This window comes from Nocardioides piscis (assembly GCF_011300215.1).
GTDB classification, from domain to species: domain Bacteria; phylum Actinomycetota; class Actinomycetes; order Propionibacteriales; family Nocardioidaceae; genus Nocardioides; species Nocardioides piscis.
The window spans coordinates 910,615-935,479 of record NZ_CP049866.1; the positions used below are offsets into that span (position 1 = coordinate 910,615).

Below are 24,865 nucleotides of genomic sequence, written 5' to 3' on the forward strand. Positions count from 1 at the left end.
TCCGGCCAATGACCCGGATGTTCGTGGCGGCGATCCCGCCGCCAGAAGTGGTCGAGGACCTCGACGAGTTCCTCGACCCACGCCGTGGCGCGGCCGCCTTCCGCTGGACGCTCCCCGACCAGTGGCACCTGACGCTGGCCTTCTCCGAGCACGTCCCGGACCGCTGCCTCGACGACCTCACCGAGCGGTTGGAGCTCGCCGCCGGGAAGCGCCGGGCCGTCCGGCTGCGCCTGGCGGGCGGCGGCACCTTCCCCGATCCGGACCGGGCCCGGGTGCTGTTCGCCCGGACCGAGGCCGACCTTGGCGACGAGTCATCCGAGCTCGAGCTCGGCCGGCTGGCCGCCGGCTGCCGCTCCGCGATGGCCAAGGCAGGCGCGCGTGTCGACGGTCAGCGGTTCGTGTCCCACGTCACGCTCGCCCGGCTCGGACGTCCGGAGAACGTCTCGTCCTGGGTGCGCCTGCTCGACGCCTACGACGGACCGGCCTGGGTCGTCGACGAGGTCGCACTCGTCGCCTCCCACCTCGGCGAGGGGCCGCGGCGGCGTCCTCGGCACGAGGTCGTCTCGACCCACCGCCTAGCCTGAACCCGTGCACCGACCCCTTCTGCGAACCCTGCGCCACTCGCTGGTCGACAAGTCGCCGCGCAACCACCGCGACACCGACGCCGACCTGCGGCGCCGCCAGCTGGTCTGCGTCGCGGTCGTGCTGATCGGTGCCGCCACCCTGGGCTGGTCGCTGCGGATCGAGCCGGGCAGCCTGTGGTTCTATCCCGCGACCTTCGCGCTCGCGGCCGTGTGGGCGATCGGTGCCTTCGCCTCCGGCAACCTCCACCTCGGCCACATCGGCGTGGAGGTCGCTCGTCGCCCCGTGTGGCCGCCGGTGCTCGTCGGGCTCGTCCTGTCGGCGGTCTTCCTCGGCGGCTCGTTGGTGGTGCGCGAGATCCCCTGGCTGGCCGAGCGCGTCCGCGACGTCCTCGACTATGCCGACCAGGGCTCGTTGTCCCTGCTGATCGTCATCACCGCGGTCAACGGCATCGCCGAGGAGCTCTTCTTCCGAGGGGCGCTGTATGCCGCCATCCCCCGTCACCCCGTCGTGTGGACGACCATCGCCTATGGTCTCGCCACGGCTGCGACCGGCAACCCGATGCTGGCCTTCGCCGCTGTGTTCATCGGCGTGGTAGTCGGCCTCGAACGCCGGGCCAGCGGGGGCGTGCTGGCCCCGATCCTGACCCACGTGACGTGGTCGCTGTCGATGCTCCTCGCGCTGCCGCTGGTGCTGGGCTAACGCTTCTTCTCCGGGGCCACCGCTCGGCGTACGGCCTCTTCGTAGGTCAGCGGGTCACCCGGCACGACGTCGCGGATGGACTGCTCGGTCACCAGGACCTCGGTGCTCATCGAGTCGATCAGGTTGCGGCCGGTCGTCGCGTCGACGTCGGTGACGAGGGCCAGCCAGTAGGACGAGAGCCGCGGCGTGAGCACCGGCACCGAGACCAGCGGGATGCGCTTGCCGCGGTCGGCCTCGGACGCCAGCTGGAGCATCTCGATGTAGGTCAGCTGGTCGGGACCACCGATCTCGAAGACCCGCCCCATCGCGCCGGGATGATCGGCCACGCCGACGAGATAGCGCACCACGTCCTCGAGCGCGATCGGCTGGGTGCGGGTCGACGCCCACTTCGGCACCACCATCGCGGGCAGGTTCTTGACCAGCTGGCGGGTGATCTCCCACGAGATGCCGCCGGCGCCGACGACGATCGCGGCGCGCAGCACCGTCACCGGCACGCCACCCTCGCCCAGCAGCCCCTCGACCTCGCGACGCGAGCGCAGGTGGGCCGACAGCTCCTGGTCGTCGGAACCCAGGCCCCCCATGTAGATGATCTGGCGCACACCCGCCTCGGCCGCCGCGCGCCCGAAGGCCCGGGCCGCGTCGGCGTCCTTGCGCTCGAAGTCGACGTCGTCGAGCGAGTGCACGAGGTAGTAGGCGACCTCCACGTCAGCCATCGCAGAGATCAGGGTCGAGGCGTCGTGGACGTCGCCATACGTCGCCGTGCCCGGCCCTGAGTAGCCGTCGGGGCGCCGGGTCATCGCGCGGACGTCGTGCCCCTGCTCGAGCAGGGCGGGGACGAGGTGCTGGCCGATGAAGCCGGTGGCGCCAGTGACGAGGATGCGGGTCATGTGGCGACCCTAAGCCCAGACCGTTAAGCCCAGCCTCACCTTCGTTGCCCCCGCTGGGTGCGGCGGGGACCATTGGCGCATGAGCCTGGAGATCGGCACCGACCACGACCCGCAGCACTGGCACGACCAGACGCGAGCCACCGACGGCAACCGCATCAACGCGCTGCGGGCCGCCGTCCTCGGCGCCAACGACGGGATCGTGTCGACAGCCGGCATCGTGATGGGCGTCGCCGGAGCCACGAGCGACCGCACGGCCCTCCTGATCGCCGGTGCGGCCGGTCTCGTCGCCGGCGCGATGAGCATGGCGACCGGTGAATATGTCTCGGTCAGCACCCAGCGAGACGCCGAGAAGTCGATCCTCAAGCTCGAGGCCGAGGAGCTCGTGGCGATGCCGGAGACCGAGGAGCGCGAGCTGGGCCTGATGCTCCAGGCCAAGGGCATCAGCCCCGCCCTCGCGACCAAGGTCGCCCGGGAGCTCACCGAGCACGACGCGCTCGCCGCGCACGCCGAGTTCGAGTTCGGCATCGACCCCGACGAGCTGACCAACCCGTGGCACGCCGCCTGGGCGTCGATGCTCGCCTTCACCCTCGGCGCGCTGCTGCCGCTGCTGTGCGTGCTGCTCGTCCCGGCGAGCCTGCGGATCGCCGTCACCGTCGGCGCGGTAGCCCTGGCCCTCGTCCTCACCGGCTACGTCAGCGCCAAGCTCAGCCTCAGCCCGAGACTGCGCGCCATCGTCCGCAACGTCGGCGGCGGCCTGCTCTCGATGGGCGTGACCTACCTGATCGGCTCGCTCGTCGGCATGGGGATCGCCTGAGCCGAGTCCCCTCGCCGCAAGCGGGGCTCGCTCGTGTCCACTCAGCCCAGCGCGCGGACGATGTCCTCGACCCGCTCCTTGGCGTCGCCGAAGAGCATGCGTGAGTTGTCCTTGAAGAACAGCGGGTTCTGGACGCCGGCATAGCCCGTGGCCATCGAGCGCTTGAACACCACGACCTCCTTGGCGTGCCACACCTCGAGCACCGGCATGCCGGCGATCGGGGAACCGGGCTCCTCCGCCGCGGGGTTGACGGTGTCGTTGGCGCCGATGACCAGGACGACGTCGGTGTCGGGGAAGTCGGCGTTGATCTCGTCCATCTCGAGGACGATGTCGTAGGGCACCTTCGCCTCGGCCAGGAGCACGTTCATGTGGCCGGGGAGGCGGCCCGCGACCGGGTGGATGCCGAAGCGGACGTCGACGCCCTTCTCGCGCAGCTTCCGGGTCATCTCGGCGACGGGATATTGCGCCTGGGCGACCGCCATGCCGTAGCCGGGGGTGATCACCACGGTCTTCGCCTCGGCCAGCAGCTCGGCGACCTCGTCGGCCTGGACCTCGCGGTGCTCGCCGTAGTCGCGCTCCTCGCCGCTGACCGCGCCGTCGGAGCCGAACCCGCCGGCGATGACGCTGACGAAGGAGCGGTTCATCGCCTTGCACATGATGTAGCTCAGGATCGCACCGGAGGAACCGACGAGGGAGCCGGTGATGATGAGCAGGTCGTTGCTGAGCATGAAGCCGGCGGCCGCGGCGGCCCAGCCGGAGTAGGAGTTGAGCATCGACACGACGACCGGCATGTCGCCGCCACCGATGGCTGCCACGAGGTGGAAGCCGAGCAGCAGCGCCAGGACGGTCATGATGATCAGGGGAACGAGGCCGAGGTCGCCCTCGACCGGGATGAACCACGCGAGCAGCAGCGCCGAGGCGACGATGATGCCGAGGTTGAGCAGGTGTCGGCCCGGCAGCGTCAGGGGCGTCGACTTCATCTTCGCGCTGAGCTTGAGATAGGCCACGATCGAACCGGTGAACGTCACGGCGCCGATGAAGACGCCGATGAAGACCTCGACGTCGTGGATGGTGGCCAGCGAGCCCTCGAGGTGGTCCTCGGCGAGGTAGGAGTTGAAGCCGACCAGCACCGCCGCCAGGCCCACGAAGCTGTGCAGCATCGCCACGAGCTCGGGCATGCCGGTCATCTCGACCGTGCGGGCGCGCCAGGCGCCGATCACGGCGCCGATGGCCATGGCCACCAGGATGAGGACCAGCGTGACCGCGAGGGGGCGCTGGTCGCCGTACTGACTGTTGCGGGCCGCCAGGACGAGCGTGGCGACGAGCGCGAGGCCCATGCCGGTCATGCCCAGGGTGTTGCCGCGACGCGCGGTCTCGTGCTTGGACAGGCCCGCCAGGGCGAGGATGAAGAGGATCGCGGCCACGATGTAGGCGGCCTGGATCAGGCCGGGCAGGCGCTCGGAGGTCAGGAAGTCCATCGTGTCAGTCCTTCCGGAACATCTGGAGCATGCGGGCAGTCACCAGGAAGCCACCGAAGATGTTGATGCTGGCGACGAGCACGGCGATGAAGGCAAGGACGGTGACGGCGAGGTTGTCGCTGCCGACCTGGAGGATGCCGCCGACCAGGATGATCCCGGAGATGGCGTTGGTCTCGGCCATCAGCGGCGTGTGGAGCGCGTGCGCCACGTTGGAGATGACGTAGTAGCCCACGAAGATCGCCAGCGCGAAGACCGTGAAGTGGCCCAGGAACTCCGGCGGCGCGTAGGCCGCGGCGAGCGCGAACAGCAACGCACCGAGCCCGGCGGCATAGAGCTTGCGCCTCGGGTCGACCGGCTTCTTGGGCTCCGGCTCCGGCTTCGCCACGGGCGCGGCCGGGGCGGCCGGGGCGGCGCTCACCTGCACCGGCGGGGGCGGCCACATCGACTCGCCACCCTGGGTGACGGTGATGCCGCGCTGCACGACGTCCTCGTGGTCGAGGACGAGCTGGCCGTCCTTGCCCGGGGTGAGCAGCTTGAGGAGGTTGACGACGTTGGTGCCGTAGAGCTGGCTGGTCTGGGCGGGCAGCCGGCCGGCCAGGTCGGTGTAGCCGAGGATCGTGACGAGGTTGTCGGTCACGACCCGCTCGTCGGCCCGGGTCAGCGCGACGTTGCCGCCGTTCGCCGCCGCCATGTCAATGATGACCGAGCCGGTCTTCATGTTGGCCACGGTCTCGGCGGTGATCAGCTGGGGAGCAGGACGGCCCGGGATCAGCGCGGTGGTGATGACGATGTCGGCGTTGCGGGCCTCCTCGTCATACATCAAGGCGGTGGCCGCCTCCTGCTCGGCGGTCATCTCCTTGGCATAGCCGTCGGAAGAGACCTCCTGCTCCATGTCGACCGTGACGAACTCGGCGCCCATCGACTCGACCTGCTCGCCCACCTCGGGACGGACGTCGAAGGCCCGCACGATCGCACCCATCGACCCGGCAGCCCCGATGGCTGCGAGACCGGCGACACCGGCGCCGACGACGAAGACCTTGGCCGGCGGCACCTTGCCGGCGGCGGTGACCTGTCCGGTGAACTGCCGACCGAACTCGTGCGCGGCCTCGATCACGGCGCGATAGCCCGCGACGTTGGCCATCGAGGACAAGACGTCCATCGCCTGCGCGCGAGAGATGCGCGGCACCGCGTCCATCGCCAGCCCGGTGACGCGCTGGGCCTGGAGCTGCTCGATCAGCTTGGGGCTGCGGGCCGGAGCCATCAGCGAGATGACCGTGGCGCCCTCGCGGAGCTTCCAGATCTCGTCGGCGGTGGGAGCGTTGACCTTGACGACGATGTCGCTGGCCCACACCTCGTCGGCGTCGGTGACCCGGATCCCCGCGTCGGCGAAGGCTGCGTCGGTCTGGTCGGCGGCCGTGCCGGCGCCGGACTCGACCACCACCTCGTAGCCGAGGGACTCGAGCTGGGCCGCGGTGATGGTCGTCGCGGCCACGAGAGTCTCTCCCGGACGGGACTCGCGGGGTATGCCGATGCGCACAGTTGCTCCTTGGGGGCGGCTGGACTGTCCGGAAACCTACACGGGGCGAGCCGCGAGGCGTTCACGTCTCAGGTGGCGTTGGTCACCCGTCACGCGTGGCCTCAGTGTGCGACGCCGTACAACCGGTCACCGGCGTCGCCGAGCCCGGGGACGATGTAGCCCTTGTCGTTGAGGCGCTCGTCGAGCGCGGCCGTCACGACCGTGACGGGGACCGCGAGGTCGTCGAGGGCAGCCTCGAGGTTGGCCAGCCCCTCGGGCGCGACGAGCAGGCAGATCGCGGTGATGTCGTCGGCCCCCCGGGCGGTCAGGAAGTGGATCGCGGCGGCCAGCGTGCCGCCGGTGGCCAGCATCGGGTCGAGGACGTAGCACTGACGGCCCGACAGGTCGTCGGGCAGCCGTTCGGCGTATGTCGACGCCTCGAGCGTCTCCTCGTTGCGGAGCATGCCGAGGAAGCCCACCTCTGCCGTCGGCAGCAGGCGCATCATCCCGTCCAGCATTCCCAGCCCGGCGCGCAGGATCGGCACCACGAGCGGCTTGGGACTGGCCAGCTTCACCCCGGTCGTCGGCGCCACGGGGGTGACGATCTCGCTGGTCACCACACGCACCTCGCGGGTCGCCTCGTAGGCCAGGAGGGTGACCAGCTCGTCGGTGAGGCGCCGGAACGTCGGCGAATCGGTGTCGAGGTCACGGAGCGTGGTCAGCTTGTGGGCGACCAGCGGATGGTCGACGACGTGCGTGCGCATGGTCCGACACTAGTGGCCGGAACCGGGCGGGGTTTCCTCGGCGAACCAGACGTGCGACGCTGGGCTCGACCGCAGGGTGTTCTCGCGAAGGGACTCACCATGGACGACCAGCTCGACAGCGTCGACTTCGCGCTGGCCGCATTCACCGACCGCGGGCAGTGGCAGGTGCAGGACATCGCCTCCCCCGCGTTCGCCTCGGTGGAGTCGCTCAGCCACGCGCTGCGTCGGCTGCCCGGCGACGGGGCGGTCGCGATGGTCGCCGTCGACGAGGACTTCTTCGTGATCGTCCGGGTCGAGGGATCGACCACGAAGGTCCTGCTGAGCGACGTCACGGCCGCGGACGAGTGGGAGCTCGCGAGGTCTGCCCTCGACTTCCTCGGCCTGCCTCCCTTCGACGGCAGCGACGAGAACGACGTCGCGCCCGCTGGTGAGCTCGACCTGCTGGCCGACCTGGGCATGCCGGCACCGGACATGGCGGTCCTGATCGACGACGACGACCTCTATCCCGACGAGATGCTCTCCGACGTCGCCCGCGTCATCGGCTTCGGCGAGCTGTTCGACGACGCGGTGGGCTTCACCTCTGCATGAACGCCGACTCCTGGCTCGAGCCGATGCGGCTCGCGCTGACCGAGGCCCGCGCCGCGCTGGCGACCGATGACGTGCCCGTCGGGGCCGTCGTGCTGTCCCCTGCCGGGGACGTCATCGGCCGCGGCCGCAACGTCCGCGAGGTCGAGCACGACCCGACCGGGCACGCCGAGGTGGTCGCGCTGCGCGAGGCGGCGCAGGCGCTGGACTCCTGGCGCCTGACCGGCTGCACGCTCGTCGTGACGCTCGAGCCCTGCACGATGTGCGCCGGCGCTGCCGTCCTGGCCCGCGTCGAGCGGATCGTCTTCGGCGCGTTCGACGCCAAGGGCGGCGCCGTCGGCTCGCTGTGGGACGTCGTCCGGGACCGTCGCCTCAACCACCGCCCCGAGGTCGTCTCCGGCGTCGCCGCGGGTGAGTCGGCCGCCCTGCTGGAGGAGTTCTTCGCCCACCACCGCCCGATTTAGCGCGCCGTTCGGTGTCCGGTAACCTCTCCGGCGGTGGCGTGTCCGAGCGGCCGAAGGTGCAACACTCGAAATGTTGTGTGGGGTCAAACCCACCGTGGGTTCAAATCCCACCGCCACCGCCATGTGATGTCTCAGGACATCCCGGACACCCGAACCCACGGGAACGTGGGTTCGGGTGTTCTTCATTTGCGCCGCGTCGGCAGGAACACTCGTCGCGCACCTGGACCAGCTCCCACGCTGATGACAAGGTCGAGGCACATCCATCCCCACACTCGGAGGCGCCTTGAAGCTCTTGCTCACCTCCGGCGGCGTCACCAATCCGAGCATCCACGCTGAGCTCGTGGAGCTCCTCGGCAAGCCGATCGCCGAGTCACACGCCCTGTGCGTCCCGACGGCACTGTGGGGTCATCCGATGTGCGGCCCGACATCCGTGCGGGGCTTCGTGGCTGCCGAGCCGCCGTGGGAGCACTTCTCGGGCCTGGGCTGGGCATCGCTCGGCGTGCTCGAGCTCACGGCACTGCCCTCCATCGGCGCAGAGCGATGGGTTCCCTGGGTCCGCGACGCCGACGTGCTCCTGGTCGATGGCGGCGACGCGACCTACCTCTGCCACTGGATGCGGGAGTCCGGGCTCGCCGACCTGCTGCCGTCGTTGCCCGGGACCGTGTGGGTGGGCGTGAGTGCCGGCAGCATGGTGATGACCCCCCGGATCGGGAAGAGCTTCGTGGAGTGGCCCGCTGCACCGGACGACCGCACGCTGGGGGTCGTCGACTTCGCGATCTTCCCGCACCTTGACGCCTTCGCGACCAACACCCTGCCCGAGGCGGAGCGGTGGGCAGCCGACGTCGGCATCCCGGCCTACGCCATCGACGAGCAGACGGCCATCAAGGTCGTCGACGGCTCCGTCGAGGTGGTCTCCGAAGGACGCTGGGTGAAGTTCGAGGCCTAGCCGGCTGACACGTCGGTGGCTGCGGGTCTCAGCCCGACAGGGCAGCACACACGTCGGCGGCGTGGGCGCTCAGCTTCTCCAGGTCGCCGGGATGCGGGGAGGTTGCGGCGAACGCCTCGACGAGCTCGTCTGCGAGCCCGGTCATGCGTCGGCGTACGCCCGCGTCGCGGCTGGCCGAGCCAACCTCGGCAAGCAGGGTCAGGGAGCGGTGCAGGACGGTCGGGTGCTCGATGGCGTAGTGCCGCATGGCATCCATCAGGTGCTCGAGGATGTCGAGGAGGTGTGGGGTCTCGACGACGACCCGCAGGTGTCCCTCCTCGTCGTGTCGATGTGAGGAAAGTGCAGGGCGAGCGGCGAGCAGGACGAGGCCGCTGGCGAGGTTGTCGAGCGCGTTGATCGCCGTGTAGGGGTCGTTGGTGCTGGGTGACAGCGCTCGCACGGCCATCTCCTCGAGCAGGAGCGCCGGGAACTCCGGGTCCTGGTGGGGGTCCCGGGCCCGACCGACCAGGACGGCCTGCTGGGTGGCTGCGTGCACATCGTCCCCGGCGCGGTCGGCGGGCGACACCACGGCCAGGGAGGCGCCCTTCGTCACGTGGTCGCCAGGGCGGACCGTCAGCGAGATGACGGCGTCGTGCTGGTGCGCCAGCGTCACCAGGTCGTCGACATCGATGCCTTGCACGTAGCCCGTGTCGAGAGAGGCGACGGCCGCCCCACCGGCCCGGCGCGCCGCCCCGGCCTCGACCGGGTCGGGCAGCCTCTCGTCGTCGCGGCTCTCCTCGGGATAGAGGCGTTCGACGACCCCCACCAGGTCGACGCGCACCTGCTCGGCCAGCGTCCACACCTGCACCGACTCACTGATGTGGTGGATGAAGTAGACGAGGACGCCGATCGAGAGCACCGCCATCAGCACAGCCACGTTGACCGCGAGGTGGGGGACGAAGTAGGTGCCGTCGTCCTCTCCGAGCACTCGGATCGAGCGCAGGACCATCAGGCTGTAGAGGAAGGTGGCGACGAAGATCCCCAGCACGAGCTGGTTGCCTCGGTCGGCCATGAAGTTGCGGACGAGTCGAGGTCCGTAGGTCGAGGACGACAGCGCCAGGACGGCGATCGTGATGGAGAACGTCGTCGAGGCCACGGTCAGCATCGAGCCTGCGATCGCACCGAGCAGGTCGCGGCTGCCGGACTCGCCGACCCGGGTGATCAGGAAGTCCAGCGCGCCCAGTCCGTCGTTGCCCCACTGCCGGTCGATCACGATCAGGCCCTCGGCGAGGATCACCGCGCCCAGGCACAGCAGGGCCGGGATGAACCAGAAGCTCTGGCGCAGCCGGGTCCAGGTGCTCACGCCTGCTCCTGCGGCAGACCCGCCGGGTGTCGCCCGCGCTCGAGGAAGAAGGCCCCCAGGCTGCCGGCGAGCGTGGCGAAGACGATGACGGAATAGATCGTGAGCACGACGTCCATCATCCGGGAGAAGGGGCCGTCGCGGCCCAGCGGCTCGCCGCCGATCGTGGCCCGGGCGCCGCGTGCAGGGCATCGCCATGGCTTGCACAGCCCGAGACGGCGTACAACAACTGGGTCGTGATCAGCGCGGCTCGGACGGCCGGACGGCGACGCGCTCCTCAGATCGGGTCGAGCACCACCAGGGGGTCACCCTCCTGCACGACGTCGCCCGCCGTCACCCGGATGGCGCTGACGCGCCCCGGACCCTGGGCCAGGACGGGGATCTCCATCTTCATCGACTCCAGCAGGACCACGACGTCGCCCGCTCCCACGGTGTCGCCGACCTCGCAGTCGACGCTCAGGACGTTGGCGACCAGCTCGGCGAGGATCTCGGTGGACTGGTTGCGGGCCATGCCCCGACGTTAAGGGTTACCACCGCGTAGCGCGGTCTCGGCGACGGTCGACTCAGCGAAACCGGAGGGTCGCCACCACTCCCGCGTGGTCCGAGGGCCAGATCGGCCTCGGCTGCTGCGGAGTCTGTGACCTGAAGGGCACGTCGCCGACGACATCTGCCTCGATCGGGCTGACGGCCCCGTGGACGAGCACCAGGTCAATCCGTTGGTGGAGCAGCGACGTCGGGTTGGTGAGGGCCTGGTTCTGCCCGCTGGTGTCTCCGGGGTCCTGCGGGTTGACCGCCCAGGCGTCGCGGAACCGATCGGTGAGCAGGTCGTAGGAGTCCGTGGTGCTGCCGTCGGCGGCGGAGTTGAAGTCGCCCAGGAGGACGTCGGCGCCGGGGCCCTCGGCGGGTCCCGCGAGGAACTCCTGCGCCTGCGCCTCCTGCACGTCACCGAAGCCGGACACCTCGAGGTGGGTGTTGGCGACATGGAGGCGACGCCCTCGATACTTCGCGTCGATCGTCACCCAACCCCGGCCGAACGACGCCTCGAGGCCGCCGGGGAGCGGGATGCTCTGCTGGGCCTCGAACGTTCCGGACTGCGCGTTCCCCCAGTGCAGCGCAGGGGTGGCGTCGTTGACCAGGATCACGTCCCGGTCCTGGAGCGTGACGACGCAGTCGGGGGCGGGAACGACCGTGACGCACCCGAAGCCAGGGCTCACCAGGGGCGCGGGCCCGATGTTCGCGTTGTCAGACACGCCGGCGACCTCGTAGTCCAGGCCACGGGACGCGAGCTCGGCCATCAGGATCTCCAGGAAGTCATAGCTGGGAGGTCTCGCGGTCGAGCCGGGAGCGGTTGCCTGCGCGATCCAGTTGGTGACCTCCTGCAGCCCGATGACGTCAGGCTCCTCGGCGGCGATGATGTCGGCGATCGCTTCGGCTCGGGTCGGGAAGTCGGTGAAGACGGCCGTGCCATAGATCTGCGCCACGGCCCCGACGAAGGCCGCTGGTTGTTGGTCCGGCGGCAGCAGGGCCACATCGAGGGCCGGGTCAAGGCTCGACCCGAGGTAGAGGTTGTACGACATGAACGTGAGGTCGCGCTCGGGGACCGCGTGGGCGCCGCCGGGCGGTGCCAGCAGGGCGAGCCCCAGCACCGCGAAGAGCAATCCCCGGACAGCTGTGTGTGCACGCATGGCGATCTCCCAGTGAGGCTTCTCCGTCGTGACATGGCACTGAAACACACTCGCCTCCCGAGCGGGGGCCGGCCGGTCGCCATACCCAACTTGGGGGATCCCGCCCACCGCCAGGGGTGTCCTGTTCCCTGCGGAGGAGGGACCTTCGTCCCTGTTCCCGATACCCCCGGGGTTTAGCTTGGAGGCATGGACGAGACAGCGAAGAGGGCCGTGCGGAACCTGGTCATCCTGGGCGGTGGCACGGCCGGGACCATGATCGCCAACAAGCTGCGGCACCGGCTGGCACGCACTGAGTGGCACATCACCGTCGTCGACCGCGACGACGAGCACCACTACCAGCCGGGCTACCTGTTCGTGCCCTTCGGTGGATGTTCGCCCGAGCAGGTCGTCAGGTCTCGGCACTCGTTCCTTCCCGACGGCGTCGACTTCGTCATCGGGTCCGTCGACATGGTCAACGCCGAGGGGAACGTCGTCCTCCTCGAGGACGGACGGCAGCTGCCGTACGACCAGCTCGTCATCGCCACCGGGACGACCCCGCGGCCCGACCAGACGCCCGGCATGCTGGGTCTCGAGTGGAGGCGCAGCATCTTCGACTTCTACACGCTCGAGGGAGCCGAAGCGCTCGCCGACGCGCTGAGCCGCTTCGACGGCGGCAGGCTCGTCGTGCACATCACCGAGATGCCGATCAAGTGCCCGGTGGCCCCGCTCGAGTTCACCTTCCTCGCCGACGCGTGGCTGCGTGGGCGGGGGCTCCGCGACCGCGTCGAGCTGGTCTATGTGACACCGCTCGACGGGGCGTTCACCAAGCCCGTCGCGTCTGCCCACCTGGGCGGGATGCTCGACGAGCGCAAGGTGCTCGTCGAGACCGACTTCATGGTCGAGCGGATCGACGACGAGCAGAAGATGCTCGTCTCCTACGACGAGCGGGAGATCCCCTTCGACCTGCTGGTGACGATCCCGCTCAACATGGGTGCCGACTTCGTGGCCCGCTCGGGGCTCGGCGACGAGCTCAACTACGTGCCCGTCGACAAGCACACCCAGCTGTCGCGGAAGTTCGACAACATCTTCGCCATCGGCGACGCGAGCGACATCCCCGCCTCCAAGGCCGGCTCGGTCGCGCACTTCTCGGTCGAGATCTTCGTCGACAACTTCCTCCAGCACATCGCCGGTCGAGCGATGACCGGGGCCTTCGACGGCCACGCCAACTGCTTCGTGGAGTCCGGCGACGACAAGGCCCTGCTGATCGACTTCAACTACGACACCGAGCCCTTGACCGGGAAATATCCGCTCCCCGTCGTCGGGCCGCTGGAACTGCTGAAGGAGACCCGCGTCAACCACCTCGGGAAGCTCGCCTTCCGCTGGATCTATTGGAACGTCCTGCTCCCCGGCCGCCCGGTCCCGCTGCCGGCCCTGATGTCCATGGCTGGCAAGCACCCAGCCACCCAACGAGAGAAGCAGGAGGCCTGAGATGCCCACCACCACGATCGGTGGTCACGAGATCCACGTCAACGACGAGGGCTTCATGACCGAGTACGACGAGTGGACCGAGGACCTTGGACAGGCGCTCGCAGCCCAGATCGGCGTCGAGATGAGTGACGAGCACTGGCAGGCGATCCAGTTCCTGCGGCGGGACTACCCCGACCAGGGCGAGACCGCGACCCTGCGGCGGGTGTCGACCGTGGGGGGCATCCCCACCAAGCAGCTGTTCGTCCTGTTCCCCAAGAAGCCGGCCAAGAAGATGGCCTACATCGCCGGGCTGCCCAAGCCCCGCGGTTGCGTGTGAGCCGAGAAGGAGACCGTCATGACCACCACCCAGACCGCCCCGATCGTCCCGTCCTTCGACGAGGACGCCGACGGTGGGCGCAAGCTCGCAATCATCTGCTCCAAGGGCACCCTGGACATGGCCTACCCCGGGCTCATCCTGGCCAACGCCGCCCTGGGGGAGGGCATCGAGACGCACCTGTTCTTCACCTTCTGGGGCTTCGACATGATCAACAAGAAGACCATGGGCGACCTGAAGTTCACGATGCTCGGCAACACCGCGACCCACATGCCCCAGGGGCTGGGTGGCATCCCGGGCATGACCTCGATGGCCACCCACCAGATGAAGAAGTCGATCGCGGAGGCCGGCGTGCCCGAGGTGCCCGACTTCCTCCAGCAGATCGTCGACTCCGGCGGTCACCTGTGGGCCTGCCGGATGTCGGCCGACATGCAGCACCTCGAGGCCGAGGACCTCTATGACGAGGTGGAGGCGATCATCAGCGCCTCGGACTTCATCGAGAAGACCGACGGGGCACAGCTGCTGTTCATCTAGCGCCGACGCCTCGGGCTCAGAGCTCGGCGAAGCGGCTGGGCTCCGGGCGGTGCGCGTCCGCCTCCTCCGCACGGCGGCCGCGGCGGCCGCGCGGAGCGGTCAGGGCAAGGTCGATGCGCACGACGAGATAGCCGACGGCCAGGCCGAGGACCAGGGAGTATGCCGTCCGCAACCCGGCCTCGAGGAACGAGCCGTCCGGGTCGAGGAGCCCCTGGGCCAACGGCACCGTGGCGGCGACACCGAACGCGCAGACCCACCAGCCCTGTCGACGACGGGCGCGCTGGAAGCAGCCCCACAGCAGCGCCGGGATGCCGAGGAACACGACCAGCGGTCGCGGGAAGGCGCCGAGGTGCTCGCGGGTCCACGCGGCGAACCCGACCACCGACTCGACGACCGACCCGGCGCCGTATTCACGCAGCAGCTCGCCATAGGCCAGGGTCAGGACCAGGCCGACGGCGCCGACGACGACCGCGAGGATCCCGCGCCGACCGAGGCCGTGGAAGCCGGCACCGAGGCGATAGACGACTGCCACGACGAGGGCGAGCGCGAGCAGCAGGGCCGCGTATTCGAAGCGGCGCGGGCTGAAGGTGGGTTCGAAGCCGATGGCGGCCATGGCGGTGATGCTCGAGATCACGGTGGCGAAGAGGACCTCGCGGGCGGCGCGCACGAAGCTCACCGCGGGCACCGTCGCCATCACCGCATAGACGCCGCCCACGACCACCGTGCCGATGGCGGCCGCGGTTCGCATCGCAGGGAGGTCGAGGAGCAGGCCGAGCAGGCCGATGGCCACCGCCAGCCCGACCGCCACCAGGGGGCGCCCGCCGGTGCGGTGGGCCAGGGCGCCGGAGAGCACGGTGGCCACGACCACCGCACCCACGCCGTCGAGCCACCGCGGCCCGACGCCGACCGCTGCCGTCACCAGCAGGCCCAGTCCGACGAGCAGGAGTGCCGCCCCCAGCCGGGCGGCACCGCCGGCCAGCCCCGACCGCGCGACCGGAGAAGCGGGCCTGGGCGACGACCGGACGGCCGGAAGCTTGGGACGCCGTCGCTCGGTGCGTGGCTTCTCGGCGATGCGGCGCCCCTTGGCTGTGCCACGGGAGGGGCCCCCGGCGGGGCCACGAGAGGGCGTCGACACGGCCACGAGGTTACAACCGGCGGTTGGCCAACGACGGATTGGTGTGCCGGGCCCGGGTCAGCACCTCACGGTCGAGGACGGCGTCGAGCACCGCCTCGTCGTCTCCCCCCTCGACCAGCACGTCGCCCAGCGGGTCGACGACCATCGAGTGTCCGCAGTATCGCGGTGCCGGTTGCCCGACAGCGACGACGAACACCGTGTTCTCGATCGCTCGCGCCCGCACCAGCGTCCGCCAGTGGTCAATTTTCCGTTCCCCGGCGACCCAGGCCGCGGGCACGACCAGCACCTCGGCACCCTCGGCCACCAGTGCGCGCGCGAGCTCGGGGAACCGGAGGTCGTAGCAGGTCATCAGGCCCAGCCTGAAGCCGTCGACCTCGACGAGAACGGGGTGGAGGGCGCCCCCCAGGAGGCGGTCGGACTCTCGGTGGCCGAAGGAGTCATAGAGGTGGATCTTGCGATAGCTTGCCCGCACCCCACCCCGGACGACGAGGGTGTTGAAGGGGCGTTCGGCGTCCGGGCTCTGCTCGAACATCCCGGCCACGACGGTGGCGCCCACCTCCTCGGCCAGGGCCTCGACGCTGGCCGCGAAGGGTCCGTCGATGGGCTCCGCGAACCGGCCCAGCCCGTCCTGGACCGGACCGAAGTCGCGGGCGAACGCCTCCGGCAGCACCACCAGGTCCGTCCCGCTGCCGCCCTCGAGGTCACGCAGCCGGGCGCGGTTCACCGTGGGGTCGAGGTCGCTGGCCCACTGCACCAGTCGCACCCGCAGGTCGTCACTGTTCGCATCACTCACGGTCCCAGCCTGCCAGCCCGCTCCGCTCGCTGGGAGGATCGGTCGCATGGACTTCGATCTGGGAGCGGCCGGCTTCAGCGGCATCCTCCTCGCGGGCGGCACCGCGGCGCGCATGGACGGCATCGACAAGTCGAGCATCGAGCTCGGCGGCCGGACCCTCCTGGAGATCTGCCTCGACGCCTTCCTCGACGCCGACGAGGTGGTCGTCGTCGGCCCGGGCTCCCATCCGACGACCCGGCCGGTGACCAACGTCCGGGAGGACCCACCGCTGGGCGGCCCGGTGGCGGGCCTGCTGACCGGTTTGGACGCGCTGCTCCGCCCGCCCGCCGTGGTCGGGGTGCTCGCGGTGGACATGCCCCGCGTCGGCGCCCACACGTTCAGGCGCCTGCGGGGGGCCGCCACGGGGACCGACGGCGCCTTCCTGGTCGACGACAGCGGACGCCGGCAGCTGTGCGGGGTGATCGACGCCGCTGCCCTGGCGCGGGTCCGGCCCGACCTCGAGCACCAGCACGGTATGTCGATGCGAGCCCTGCTCGACGGCCTCGCACTCGTCGAGGTGCCGGCCGTGGGCGAGGAGTCGCGCGACATCGACACCTGGGCCGACCTGCGCGACCTGTCCTCCTGATCGGGACGCACTTGCAACTCGTGGCGGGTCACGCGAGATTGGGGACGTGAACCTCCACGACTGGATCGACGAGCTCTGCGACGTGCTGGACATCGAGACCGAGGTCGACGAGGGCCTCGTCCTCGACCTGGCGCGCATCGCAGCCAACGACGTACAGAAGACCGCGGCTCCGATCACCGCCTACTTGCTCGGTGTCGCCGTCGGCTCGACCGACGCAAACCCCGAGGCCGTGGAAGCGCTCGCTGCCAAGGCCCAGATCCTGGCCAACAACTGGGACCGCCCCGCAGATGCTCCCGACCCTGACGACATCGACGACGAGGTCCCTGACGACTCGGGCGTCGACCACACTGGCGAAGCCTTCGACGAGGAGGAGTAGGGGTGCGCGCCGTCATCGCCTCCGGCCCCGGGGGCCCTGAGGTCCTGTCCGTGGGCGAGGTGCCGGACGTCGCCCCCGCGGCCGGCGAGGTGCTGGTCGAGGTGGCAGCGACCGCCGTCAACCGGGCCGACACCCTGCAGCGCCAGGGCTTCTATCCGGTGCCTGCGGGCTCCTCGGAGATCATCGGCCTGGAGTGCAGCGGCACCATCGTCGAGCTCGGCGCGGGGGTGGAGGGCTGGGCCGTCGGCGACGAGGTGTGCGCGCTGCTCACCGGCGGTGGCTATGCCGCCCGCGTGGCCGTGCCCGCAGGTCAGCTGATGCCGGTGCCGGAGGGCGTCTCGCTGGTGGACGCTGCCTGCCTGCCGGAGGTCGCCTGCACGGTGTGGTCCAACGTCTTCATGGTGGCTGCGCTCCAGCCCGGGGAGCGCTTCCTCGTGCACGGCGGCGCCGGCGGCATCGGCACGATGGCGATCCAGCTCGCGACGGCGCTGTCCGCCAAGGTCTTCACCACCGCGGGCTCGGCCGAGAAGCTCGCGGTGTGCGCCGACCTCGGGGCCGACGTCACCATCAACTATCGCGACGAGGACTTCGTCGAGGTCCTCAAGGCCGACGGCGGCGCTGACGTCATCCTCGACAACATGGGCGCGAAGTACCTCGCCCGCAACGTCGACGCCCTGGCCACGTCGGGCCGGCTGGTCATCATCGGCATGCAGGGCGGCACCAAGGCCGAGCTCGACATCAGCGCCCTCCTGCGCAAGCGCGGGGCCGTCATCGCGACCGCCCTGCGGTCGCGTCCCCCGGCTGAGAAGGCCGCGATCTGTGCCGAGGTCGTCGAGCACGTGTGGCCGCTGGTCGCCGAGGGCTCGGTGAAGCCGATCGTGCACACCCGGCTGCCGTTGGCCGAGGTGGCGGCCGCCCACCAGCTGATGGCCGACAGCGACCACATCGGGAAGATCGTCCTGACCCTGTGACCTGCGAGCCGGTGATGGAGCGGGTCATAGGGTGGGCGCATGACTGAGCAGCCGACGTCCTCAGCCCCGTCCCCTGACGAGCAGCCCGACCCGCAGGCCGCACCACAGGCCGAGGAGCAGATCGTCGTCATCGGTCCCGACGGGCAGCCGGTCGGCACCATTCCCGCCAGCGCCCTGGCAGGAGCAGGCGGGGCCGACGACGAGGAGCGTGAGCGCCACGTCACCGAGCTGGTCGAGCAGCCGGCCAAGGTGATGCGGATCGGCTCGATGATCCGCCAGCTCCTCGAAGAGGTGAAGGCCGCACCCCTCGACGAGGCCAGTCGCAACCGGCTCAAGGACATCCACGCCGCCTCGATCAAGGAGCTCGAGGCCGGCCTGGCCCCCGAGCTGGTCGAGGAGCTCGAACGCCTCTCCCTGCCGTTCACCGAGGAGGGCACCCCGTCCGAGGGCGAGCTGCGGATCGCCCAGGCCCAGCTCGTCGGCTGGCTCGAGGGGCTCTTCCACGGCATCCAGACCGCGATCTATGCCCAGCAGATGGCAGCTCGCGGTCAGCTGGAGCAGATGCGCAAGGCGTTGCCCGGGATGTCCCCCGGCCAGCAGCACCCCGAGCCGCAGGGGATGCCGACGATGCCGCCCCAGGAGCCGCACGAGCCCAGCGGCTCCGGCGGGATGTATCTCTGAGGAGATCTCAGGGCGTACGCCGACGGGCGCGCCACGTCCGCCACGCCAGCCAGCTGAGCAGGACCAGGCCGATCACGCCGAGGACCGCGCGTCCGGCGGCGAACTGCTCGTGGCTCAGTCCCCAGGATCGGCGCTCCGCTCGCAGATAGCCGGCGGCCGGCGCCGTACCCTCCCCGAGGTCGGGGACGAGGGCGCGACGCTGCTCGCCGGTCACGGTGCTGCACAGGCCGCTGGAGACCTCGTCGTCGTCGAGGTTGCCGAAGACCAGCACCTCGTCGCCGTCCTGCGCTGCAAGACTGCAGGTGTCTGACTCCGAGCCGCCCACGACGTCGACCCGCCGGGTCACGTCGCCCTTGAAGACGCGGTCGGTCCGGACGGTCACGATCACCTCGTCGCCGGGGTCGCGCCGATCGGTGACGGTGCCGGTGAACGCGACGTCGTGGGTGTCGAGGAACGCAGGCGTCGGCTCGACGCAGCTGCAGGCCGAAGCCGGTCCGGCGGCCACCACGACCGCGCCGAGTGCGGTCGAGACGAGCAGCAGCAGCGCACCGAGGGCACGCGCCGGTGGGCTCACCTGCGGGCCCGACGACCCACGACGACGAGTCCGAGGAGACCGATGATCACGGCCGCCCCGCCCGGTGCGGCGAGCCGCGAGACCGACGGGGGTGAGGCGTCCTCCACCTTGGTCATCGTCGGGGCGGGGGGCTCGGGGGCCGGGACCGCCTCGGCGGGGCCGAGGACGGTCTCGACCTCGGCGAGCCGCTTGGCGCTGACCGGCCCGGAGCCGCCACAGGAGTCGGCGGCGTACGGCGGGGCATCGCCCGTGACCAGGAAGACGTACTCGGTGCCGGGGCGGAGCTTCCCGAGCCCGCACGCCGTGGCCTGCTGGTGGGAGACGACCACGGTGTCGCGCTCGACCGAGCCCTTGAACACCTCGGTCACCGTGAGGGCGTACTCGAACTGCTTGCCGACCTCGACGACGTCGCCGACCTCGGCGACGAAGACCGCGTCGGCGCGGTTGCTCTGCTTCTCGATGTCAGCGCTGTCGCACCTGCAGGCGAACGCAGGGGCAGCAGTGGCGAGCACGAGGCCCGACATCGCCAGCAGCGCGGCGACCAGGGCGCCCGCCAACCTCGTGAACAGCGGCGTCGTCAGCATTGGATCACCCTAGCGAGAGGTCGAACAGGTCGTTCAGCACGGCCGCGACACCGTCCTCGTCGTTGGGCGGCGCGACGTGGTCGGCGAGGTCGAGCACGCTCTGGTGGGCGTTGGCCATCGCGTAGGACGTCCCCGCCCACTCCAGCAGCGGCAGGTCGTTGGGCATGTCGCCGAAGGCGACCACCTCGTCGGGTCCCACCCCCAGCTCCGCCGCGAGCGTGGCCAGGGTCGTGGCCTTGGTGACACCGGCGGCGCTGATCTCGACGAGGGTGCCGACCGAGGACCACGTGGTCGTGACGAGGTGACCGATGGCTTCCTCGGCCTGCTCCCAGAACCTCTCGGGGGCCATCTCCTCGTGGCGTGCCAGCAGCTTGACCACCAGGTCGTCGGCGATGTCCTCGAGCGGGCCGAGCGGGATGTCGGTCGTCGCGTTGACGTTGAGGCGGGGCATGAACGAGGCCTCGCGAGCGAAGCCTGTCGTCTTCTCCAGGGCGAAGGTCGTGCCGGGGATGGCGCGCCGCAGGAGACGTCCCACGTCGACGAGGGTGTCGACGTCGATCGTCCGGGCGCGCGCGACCTCGCGGGCCGCAACGTCATAGACGATGCCGCCGTTGCTGCAGATCGCCAGGCCGTGGCCACCGACGTCGGCCCACAGCGACTCCATCCAGCGGATCGGCCGGCCGGTGGTGAACACGACGGGGACGCCGAGCTCGTCGAGCGCGGTCAGGACGGCGCGGGTCCGGTCGGTGACGGTGCCGTCGGTGTGGAGCAGGGTGCCGTCGAGATCGGTCGCGACGAGCCTGGGCCGCTGCGCCGGCACCTCAACCACCGGTCGCGGGGCGCACCGGGCGGGCCATGACCAGCTCGCCGTCCTCGTTGGAGCCCCTCAGCTCGGTGAAGCCGGTCTTGGCGAGCACGCGGAGGCTGGCGGCGTTGGTCGGTGAGACGCTCGCCCGCACGCGGACGCCGAGGGCATCGGTGTGGACCAGCAGCCCGCGCACCGCCTCCGTCGCGACCCCCCTGCCGCGCGCATCGGCGACGAGGCCGAAGCCCAGCTCGACCTCCGGGTCCTGGTCGGGCCCAGGAGACGGCGGGCCGAAGAAGCCGACCGAGCCGAAGACGACGTCGTCGAACGACCGCATGATGTGGCGAGGGCCCCACGGGTCGTCGCTGCGGACCATCCCGGCCGCGGCCAGGTCGTCGCGGCGCGGGTAGTCGGGGTGCCATGTCGCTGCGCGCTCGCCGGCGCGCATCCTCGCCGCCTCGTCGGGCGTGATCAGGACCAGCGCCAGCCGCTGGGTCGTGACCGTCGGCGGCAGGCTCATGTCGGCCCGGTGGGCGGGAACCAGAGGTTGAGCTCCTGGGCTGCTCCGTCCTGGTCGACCGGACCCGTGACGTGGTCTGCGACGGCGCGGACCTCTTCGATCGCCTGTCCCATCGCCACACCGCGGCCGGCCCAGGCGAGCATCTCGAGGTCGTTGCGGCCGTCACCGATGGCCAGGCAGTCGCTGGCCCGCAGGCCGAGCTCGTCGGCGACCACCTGCAGCCCGCTCGCCTTGGAGACCCCGACCGGCGAGAGGTCGAGCCACGCCGTCCAGCCGACGACGTAGTCGGTGCCGTGGAGCCCGAGCCGGCTCGCGAGCTCGACGAAGTCGTCCGCGGTGGCCTCGGGGTCGCGGATGATGACACGGCTGACCGGCCCGGCGACGATCTCGTCGACGTCGGTGATGATCATCTCGCCCGACAGCTCCCCCTCGGGGAAGGGCCGGTTGACGCGATAGCCGCTGCCGCGCTCCTCGACCGCGACCAGCGCGTTGGGGTGGTGCTCCAGCACGGCGGCGACGGCCGCACGGGCGTCGAAGGTCACCTCGCGCACCACGTCCATCGGCGGATAGCGGAAGATCACGGCGCCGTTGGAGGCCACGACCCAGAGCTGGTCCGCCTCCTCACGGGGGATGTCGAGCAGGTCGGCGATCCTCGTCATGCCGTGGGGCGAGCGTCCGCTCGACAAGACGATGTGTGCGCCCGCGTCGAGGGCACGGTGGACGGCGGCGTACACCTCGGGACGGATCTGCTCATAGGTCTGCCCCGACCCCTCGACCCAGGCGAGCAGGGTGCCATCGATGTCGAGGGCGACGAGCCTGGGCTGCCAGTCGGTGGCCAGCTCGTGCGTCACGACACCGGGGTCAATGTCTCGAGGCCCCCGAGGTAGGGCTGCAGGGCAGCGGGCACCCGCACCGAGCCGTCGGCCTGCTGGTGGGTCTCCAGGATCGCCACGATCGTGCGGGTGATCGCGGTCAGCGTGCCGTTGAGGGTGGCGACCGGGGTCGTGCCCGAATCGCCCCGCTGCCGGATGTCGAGGCGCCGGCTCTGGAAGTCGGTGCAGTTGGAGGTCGAGGTCAGCTCGCGGAACTTGCCCTGGGTGGGGATCCACACCTCGCAGTCGAACTTCCGCTGGGCGCTGAGGCCCAGGTCGCCGGCGGCCACGTCGATGACGCGATAGGCCAGCTCGAGCTTGTCGAGGAACTCCTTCTCCCAGGCGAGAAGTCGTTGGTGCTCGGCGAAGGACTCCTCGACGGTGGTGTAGACGAACATCTCGACCTTGTCGAACCAGTGCACCCGGATGATGCCCTTGGTGTCCTTGCCGTGGGAGCCGGCCTCCTTGCGGAAGCACGGGCTGAAGGACGCATAGCGCAGCGGCAGCTTGGCTGCGTCGAGGATCTCGTCGGAGTGGTAGGCCGCCATCGGCACCTCGGACGTGCCGACGAGATAGAGGTCCTCGCCCTCGATGCGATAGACGTCGTCGGCTGCCTGGCCGAGGAAGCCGGTGCCCTCCATCGCCCGCGGCTTGACCAGCGAGGGCGCGATCACCTGGGTGAACCCGGCCGCGCGCGCCTGGTCCATCGCCATGTTGACCAGCGCGAGCTCGAGCTGGGCGCCGATGCCGGTGAGGAAGTAGAACCGCGATCCGCTCACCTTCGCGCCACGCTCGAGGTCGATGGCGCCCAGCAGGCGTCCGAGCTCGACGTGGTCGCGCGGCTCGAAGTCGAACTCGCGCGGTGTCCCCACGTGCTCGAGCACGACGAAGTCGTCCTCACCACCCGCCGGCGCCTCGTCGGCGGCCGGGTTGGGGATCGCCTTGAGCGCCGCGTCCCACTCGACCTCGGCGACGGTCTGGGCTGCCTCGAGCTCCTTGACCTCCGCGGACAGCGCCTTGGTCCGGGCCAGCAGGTCGGCCTTCTCGTCGCCCTGGGCCTGGGCGACCTGCTTGCCCAGTGACTTCTGCTCGGCCCGCTTCGCCTCGAAGGCGGAGATCGCCGTACGGCGCGCCTCGTCGGCCGCGAGCGCGCGGTCGACGACGTCGCCGGACAGTCCGCGCTTGGCCTGGGCCGCCCTCACGCGCTCGGGATCGTCGCGGAGCAGGCGGGGATCGATCATGGGGTCAGGCTATCCGGCAGGCATACTTCTCGGCGTGCTGGACGCCCCTCGACGAGTTCCCCTGATCTGGGCAGGGCTGTCCCTGCTTGCCTTCGCCGGGCTCGCCTGGGCCGTGACCGGTGACCGGTCGCCGCTCGACGGCCTCGACCAGTGGGGGCGCCGGAGCGAGGACTGGGCCGACGAGAGCGCGCCGCTGGTCGAGGTGCTGCGCGCCATCGAGCTGGGGTTCAACACCATCGGGATGACGGTCCTGACCGTGATCGTGGCCAGCTGGCTCTTCACGCGGGGCCAGCGCCGCGCCGCGCTGTTCGCCGTCATGGTCATGGGCGTGGCGGCGCTGGCGACGACCGGGCTCAAGCTCGTGCTCGGCCGGGACCGGCCCGAGTGGCAGGACACCTTCGGCCTGCATGCCAACCACAGCTTCCCCTCGGGCCACGCGTCCTCCGCAGCCGCCTTCGCCGGCATCATGGTCGTCCTGGCCCTGTTGTTCATCCGGCGCGCCAACCTGCGCCGCGTCGCCGTCGCCGTGGCCGTCGGTTGGTGGCTCCTCGTCTGCGCCGACCGGATCTTCCTGGGCCGCCACTTCCCCACGGACGTGATCGCGGGGTCGTTGCTCGGTCTCGCGGTGGTCCTCCTCTGCCTCGCCTTCATCGACCCCCGACCGCGCTCGACCGCCGCCAACGTCGACCCGCTGCCGGAGGTCTTCACCTCCCAGCGTCGGCTGGCGGTGATCCTCAACCCGATCAAGGTCGAGGACGTCGGGCAGTTCCGCTCCGTCGTCAACGCGATGGCTGTCGAGTCAGGCTGGTCGGAGCCGCGGTGGCACTTCACGACCATCGAGGACCCGGGCGGCGGGATGGCGGACAAGGCTGCCGTCGAAGGCACCGACCTGGTCCTCGTCTGCGGCGGCGACGGCACCGTCCGCGAGGCCTGCGCCGAGCTCGCGGGGACCGGCATCCCGGTCGGGATCATCCCTGCCGGCACCGGCAACCTGCTGGCGCGCAACCTCGGCATCCCGCTCTATCTCCGCTCGGCCATCGACGTCGCGCTCAACGGTCAGGACCGAGCGATCGACCTCGTCGACGTCAGCGGCGACGGCCTGGCCGACACCCACTTCATGGTGATGGCCGGCATGGGCTTCGACGCGGCGCTGATGGAGGGCGTCAACGAGGACTTCAAGGCCAAGATCGGGTGGATCGCCTACGTCATCTCCGGGTTGAGGTCGTTGATGTTCCCGGCCGTGAAGTTCGAGGTCCAGATCGACGACGACGACCCGACGACCCACCGCGCCCGCACCATCGTGGTCGGCAACGTCGGCTATCTCCAGGCCGGGATGCCGCTCCTGCCCGACGCCTCGATCGACGACGGTCTGCTCGACGTCGTGATCCTGCACCCCAAGCGATTCCTGTCGTGGATCCCGCTGGCCGTCCGGGTGCTGTCGAAGGGCGCGAAGTCCGACGAGCTGATCCACCGCTCGACCGGCGCCCGGGTCGTCATCCGCGCATCGGCCGACACCCCGCGCCAGCTCGACGGCGACTCGATCGGCGCCGGTCGCGAGCTGCGGATGGAGTGCGTGCACGGGCGCCTGCTGGTCCGCGTCCCGCGCTGAGGC

The 24,865-nt window shown here is 70.5% G+C and carries 30 protein-coding genes and 1 tRNA gene; 15 read left to right on the forward strand and 16 right to left on the reverse strand.

Annotated features, from left to right (window positions below):
• The first annotated feature begins 8 nt into the window (after positions 1–8).
• Entirely contained in the window at positions 9–584 is a 576-nt protein-coding gene (gene thpR / locus G7071_RS04495) for an RNA 2',3'-cyclic phosphodiesterase (protein ID WP_166315420.1), read from the forward strand.
• Between the two features lie 4 nt (positions 585–588).
• Positions 589–1,284: a CPBP family intramembrane glutamic endopeptidase gene (locus G7071_RS04500; RefSeq protein ID WP_166315423.1), complete on the forward strand. Its 696-nt coding sequence runs from the start codon at positions 589–591 to the stop codon at positions 1,282–1,284.
• Here the strand turns inward: G7071_RS04500 and G7071_RS04505 are convergent.
• Entirely contained in the window at positions 1,281–2,171 is an 891-nt protein-coding gene (locus tag G7071_RS04505) for an NAD(P)H-binding protein (protein WP_166315426.1), read from the reverse strand. The genes G7071_RS04500 and G7071_RS04505 overlap by 4 nt on opposite strands.
• Positions 2,172–2,250: 79 nt before the next feature.
• Here G7071_RS04505 and G7071_RS04510 point away from each other — a divergent pair, with 79 nt between their 5' ends.
• Complete coding sequence (locus G7071_RS04510) at positions 2,251–2,985, forward strand: VIT1/CCC1 transporter family protein (RefSeq protein ID WP_166315429.1); 735 nt, start codon at positions 2,251–2,253, stop codon at positions 2,983–2,985.
• A 41-nt stretch (positions 2,986–3,026) separates the two neighbouring features.
• Here G7071_RS04510 and pntB read toward each other — a convergent pair whose 3' ends face one another.
• The 3 genes from pntB to upp form a co-directional block, all read right to left on the reverse strand.
• The gene (pntB, locus tag G7071_RS04515) at positions 3,027–4,463 is read right to left on the reverse strand and encodes a Re/Si-specific NAD(P)(+) transhydrogenase subunit beta (protein ID WP_166315432.1); all 1,437 of its coding nucleotides are present in this window, start codon (positions 4,461–4,463) and stop codon (positions 3,027–3,029) included.
• Positions 4,464–4,467: 4 nt separating this feature from the next.
• Entirely contained in the window at positions 4,468–6,000 is a 1,533-nt protein-coding gene (locus tag G7071_RS04520) for a Re/Si-specific NAD(P)(+) transhydrogenase subunit alpha (RefSeq protein WP_166315435.1), read from the reverse strand.
• Between the two features lie 101 nt (positions 6,001–6,101).
• Positions 6,102–6,743 (reverse strand): uracil phosphoribosyltransferase, encoded by a 642-nt coding sequence (upp, locus tag G7071_RS04525; protein WP_166315437.1) that lies wholly within the window; start codon positions 6,741–6,743, stop codon positions 6,102–6,104.
• Between the two features lie 99 nt (positions 6,744–6,842).
• Between upp and G7071_RS04530 the strand changes: the two genes are divergently transcribed.
• From G7071_RS04530 to G7071_RS04545, 4 genes are all read left to right on the forward strand, one after another.
• Positions 6,843–7,331 carry a tRNA adenosine deaminase-associated protein gene (locus tag G7071_RS04530; protein ID WP_166315440.1) on the forward strand — a complete coding sequence of 163 codons (489 nt, stop codon included), beginning with the start codon at positions 6,843–6,845 and terminating at the stop codon, positions 7,329–7,331.
• The gene (gene tadA, locus G7071_RS04535; RefSeq protein ID WP_343043540.1) at positions 7,328–7,792 is read left to right on the forward strand and encodes a tRNA adenosine(34) deaminase TadA; all 465 of its coding nucleotides are present in this window, start codon (positions 7,328–7,330) and stop codon (positions 7,790–7,792) included. The genes G7071_RS04530 and tadA overlap by 4 nt, the downstream gene beginning before the upstream one ends.
• Before the next feature lie 32 nt (positions 7,793–7,824).
• A tRNA-Ser gene (locus tag G7071_RS04540) sits at positions 7,825–7,914 on the forward strand.
• Between the two features lie 161 nt (positions 7,915–8,075).
• A complete protein-coding gene (locus G7071_RS04545; RefSeq protein ID WP_166315443.1) occupies positions 8,076–8,738 on the forward strand; it encodes a Type 1 glutamine amidotransferase-like domain-containing protein in 663 nt (220 codons plus the stop codon).
• Positions 8,739–8,766: 28 nt separating this feature from the next.
• Here G7071_RS04545 and G7071_RS04550 read toward each other — a convergent pair whose 3' ends face one another.
• The 4 genes from G7071_RS04550 to G7071_RS04560 all read right to left on the reverse strand — a co-directional run bounded on the left by G7071_RS04550 (position 8,767) and on the right by G7071_RS04560 (position 11,762).
• Positions 8,767–10,080, reverse strand: a complete 1,314-nt coding sequence (locus G7071_RS04550; RefSeq protein WP_166315446.1) for a DUF2254 domain-containing protein — start codon at positions 10,078–10,080, stop codon at positions 8,767–8,769.
• Positions 10,077–10,199 (reverse strand): hypothetical protein, encoded by a 123-nt coding sequence (locus G7071_RS19570; RefSeq protein WP_281351731.1) that lies wholly within the window; start codon positions 10,197–10,199, stop codon positions 10,077–10,079. Before G7071_RS19570 ends, G7071_RS04550 begins: the two co-directional genes overlap by 4 nt.
• 155 nt (positions 10,200–10,354) lie before the next feature.
• Positions 10,355–10,588, reverse strand: a complete 234-nt coding sequence (locus G7071_RS04555; RefSeq protein WP_166315449.1) for a biotin/lipoyl-binding carrier protein — start codon at positions 10,586–10,588, stop codon at positions 10,355–10,357.
• 52 nt (positions 10,589–10,640) lie between these two features.
• Positions 10,641–11,762 carry an endonuclease/exonuclease/phosphatase family protein gene (locus G7071_RS04560; RefSeq protein ID WP_166315451.1) on the reverse strand — a complete coding sequence of 374 codons (1,122 nt, stop codon included), beginning with the start codon at positions 11,760–11,762 and terminating at the stop codon, positions 10,641–10,643.
• 186 nt (positions 11,763–11,948) lie between these two features.
• Here G7071_RS04560 and sqr point away from each other — a divergent pair, with 186 nt between their 5' ends.
• From sqr to G7071_RS04575, 3 genes are read left to right on the forward strand one after another with little or no spacing between them, the layout of a single operon-like run.
• The gene (sqr, locus tag G7071_RS04565) at positions 11,949–13,229 is read left to right on the forward strand and encodes a type III sulfide quinone reductase, selenoprotein subtype (RefSeq protein WP_246210386.1); all 1,281 of its coding nucleotides are present in this window, start codon (positions 11,949–11,951) and stop codon (positions 13,227–13,229) included.
• Position 13,230: 1 nt separating this feature from the next.
• Positions 13,231–13,545, forward strand: coding sequence for a TusE/DsrC/DsvC family sulfur relay protein (locus G7071_RS04570; RefSeq protein WP_166315454.1), 315 nt, complete (start codon positions 13,231–13,233; stop codon positions 13,543–13,545).
• Between the two features lie 18 nt (positions 13,546–13,563).
• A complete protein-coding gene (locus tag G7071_RS04575) occupies positions 13,564–14,076 on the forward strand; it encodes a DsrE/DsrF/DrsH-like family protein (RefSeq protein WP_166315457.1) in 513 nt (170 codons plus the stop codon).
• A gap of 16 nt (positions 14,077–14,092) precedes the next feature.
• Here the strand turns inward: G7071_RS04575 and G7071_RS04580 are convergent, their stop codons facing one another.
• Complete coding sequence (locus tag G7071_RS04580; RefSeq protein WP_166315460.1) at positions 14,093–15,211, reverse strand: hypothetical protein; 1,119 nt, start codon at positions 15,209–15,211, stop codon at positions 14,093–14,095.
• A 10-nt stretch (positions 15,212–15,221) separates the two neighbouring features.
• On the reverse strand, positions 15,222–16,004 hold the full coding sequence (locus G7071_RS04585; protein ID WP_246210388.1) for a carbon-nitrogen hydrolase family protein: 783 nt from the start codon (positions 16,002–16,004) through the stop codon (positions 15,222–15,224).
• A 46-nt stretch (positions 16,005–16,050) separates the two neighbouring features.
• On the opposite strand from G7071_RS04585, the gene mobA reads away from it, so the two are divergent.
• Genes mobA through G7071_RS04605 form a run of 4 tightly spaced genes read left to right on the forward strand, consistent with a single transcriptional unit; the run spans position 16,051 to position 18,657 of the window.
• Complete coding sequence (gene mobA, locus G7071_RS04590; RefSeq protein WP_166315467.1) at positions 16,051–16,629, forward strand: molybdenum cofactor guanylyltransferase; 579 nt, start codon at positions 16,051–16,053, stop codon at positions 16,627–16,629.
• 46 nt (positions 16,630–16,675) lie between these two features.
• Positions 16,676–17,005: a DUF6457 domain-containing protein gene (locus G7071_RS04595; protein WP_166315470.1), complete on the forward strand. Its 330-nt coding sequence runs from the start codon at positions 16,676–16,678 to the stop codon at positions 17,003–17,005.
• A 2-nt stretch (positions 17,006–17,007) separates the two neighbouring features.
• Positions 17,008–17,976: an NAD(P)H-quinone oxidoreductase gene (locus tag G7071_RS04600; protein ID WP_166315473.1), complete on the forward strand. Its 969-nt coding sequence runs from the start codon at positions 17,008–17,010 to the stop codon at positions 17,974–17,976.
• A gap of 39 nt (positions 17,977–18,015) precedes the next feature.
• Complete coding sequence (locus G7071_RS04605; RefSeq protein WP_166315476.1) at positions 18,016–18,657, forward strand: bacterial proteasome activator family protein; 642 nt, start codon at positions 18,016–18,018, stop codon at positions 18,655–18,657.
• Positions 18,658–18,664: 7 nt separating this feature from the next.
• On the opposite strand, the gene G7071_RS04610 is transcribed toward G7071_RS04605, so the two are convergent.
• The 6 genes from G7071_RS04610 to serS are packed head-to-tail and all read right to left on the reverse strand — an operon-like array spanning position 18,665 to position 23,253.
• Complete coding sequence (locus G7071_RS04610) at positions 18,665–19,231, reverse strand: hypothetical protein (RefSeq protein ID WP_166315479.1); 567 nt, start codon at positions 19,229–19,231, stop codon at positions 18,665–18,667.
• The gene (locus G7071_RS04615) at positions 19,228–19,815 is read right to left on the reverse strand and encodes a hypothetical protein (protein ID WP_166315482.1); all 588 of its coding nucleotides are present in this window, start codon (positions 19,813–19,815) and stop codon (positions 19,228–19,230) included. The genes G7071_RS04610 and G7071_RS04615 overlap by 4 nt, the downstream gene beginning before the upstream one ends.
• A 4-nt stretch (positions 19,816–19,819) precedes the next feature.
• The gene (locus tag G7071_RS04620) at positions 19,820–20,635 is read right to left on the reverse strand and encodes an HAD family hydrolase (RefSeq protein ID WP_166315485.1); all 816 of its coding nucleotides are present in this window, start codon (positions 20,633–20,635) and stop codon (positions 19,820–19,822) included.
• Between the two features lies 1 nt (position 20,636).
• Entirely contained in the window at positions 20,637–21,140 is a 504-nt protein-coding gene (locus tag G7071_RS04625) for a GNAT family N-acetyltransferase (RefSeq protein WP_166315487.1), read from the reverse strand.
• On the reverse strand, positions 21,137–21,991 hold the full coding sequence (locus G7071_RS04630) for an HAD family hydrolase (RefSeq protein ID WP_246210391.1): 855 nt from the start codon (positions 21,989–21,991) through the stop codon (positions 21,137–21,139). Before G7071_RS04630 ends, G7071_RS04625 begins: the two co-directional genes overlap by 4 nt.
• On the reverse strand, positions 21,988–23,253 hold the full coding sequence (gene serS / locus G7071_RS04635; RefSeq protein WP_166315490.1) for a serine--tRNA ligase: 1,266 nt from the start codon (positions 23,251–23,253) through the stop codon (positions 21,988–21,990). The genes G7071_RS04630 and serS overlap by 4 nt, the downstream gene beginning before the upstream one ends.
• Here serS and G7071_RS04640 point away from each other — a divergent pair.
• The gene (locus G7071_RS04640) at positions 23,252–24,862 is read left to right on the forward strand and encodes a bifunctional phosphatase PAP2/diacylglycerol kinase family protein (RefSeq protein WP_166315493.1); all 1,611 of its coding nucleotides are present in this window, start codon (positions 23,252–23,254) and stop codon (positions 24,860–24,862) included. The two genes, serS and G7071_RS04640, sit on opposite strands and share 2 nt — an antisense overlap.
• Positions 24,863–24,865 lie beyond the last annotated feature (3 nt).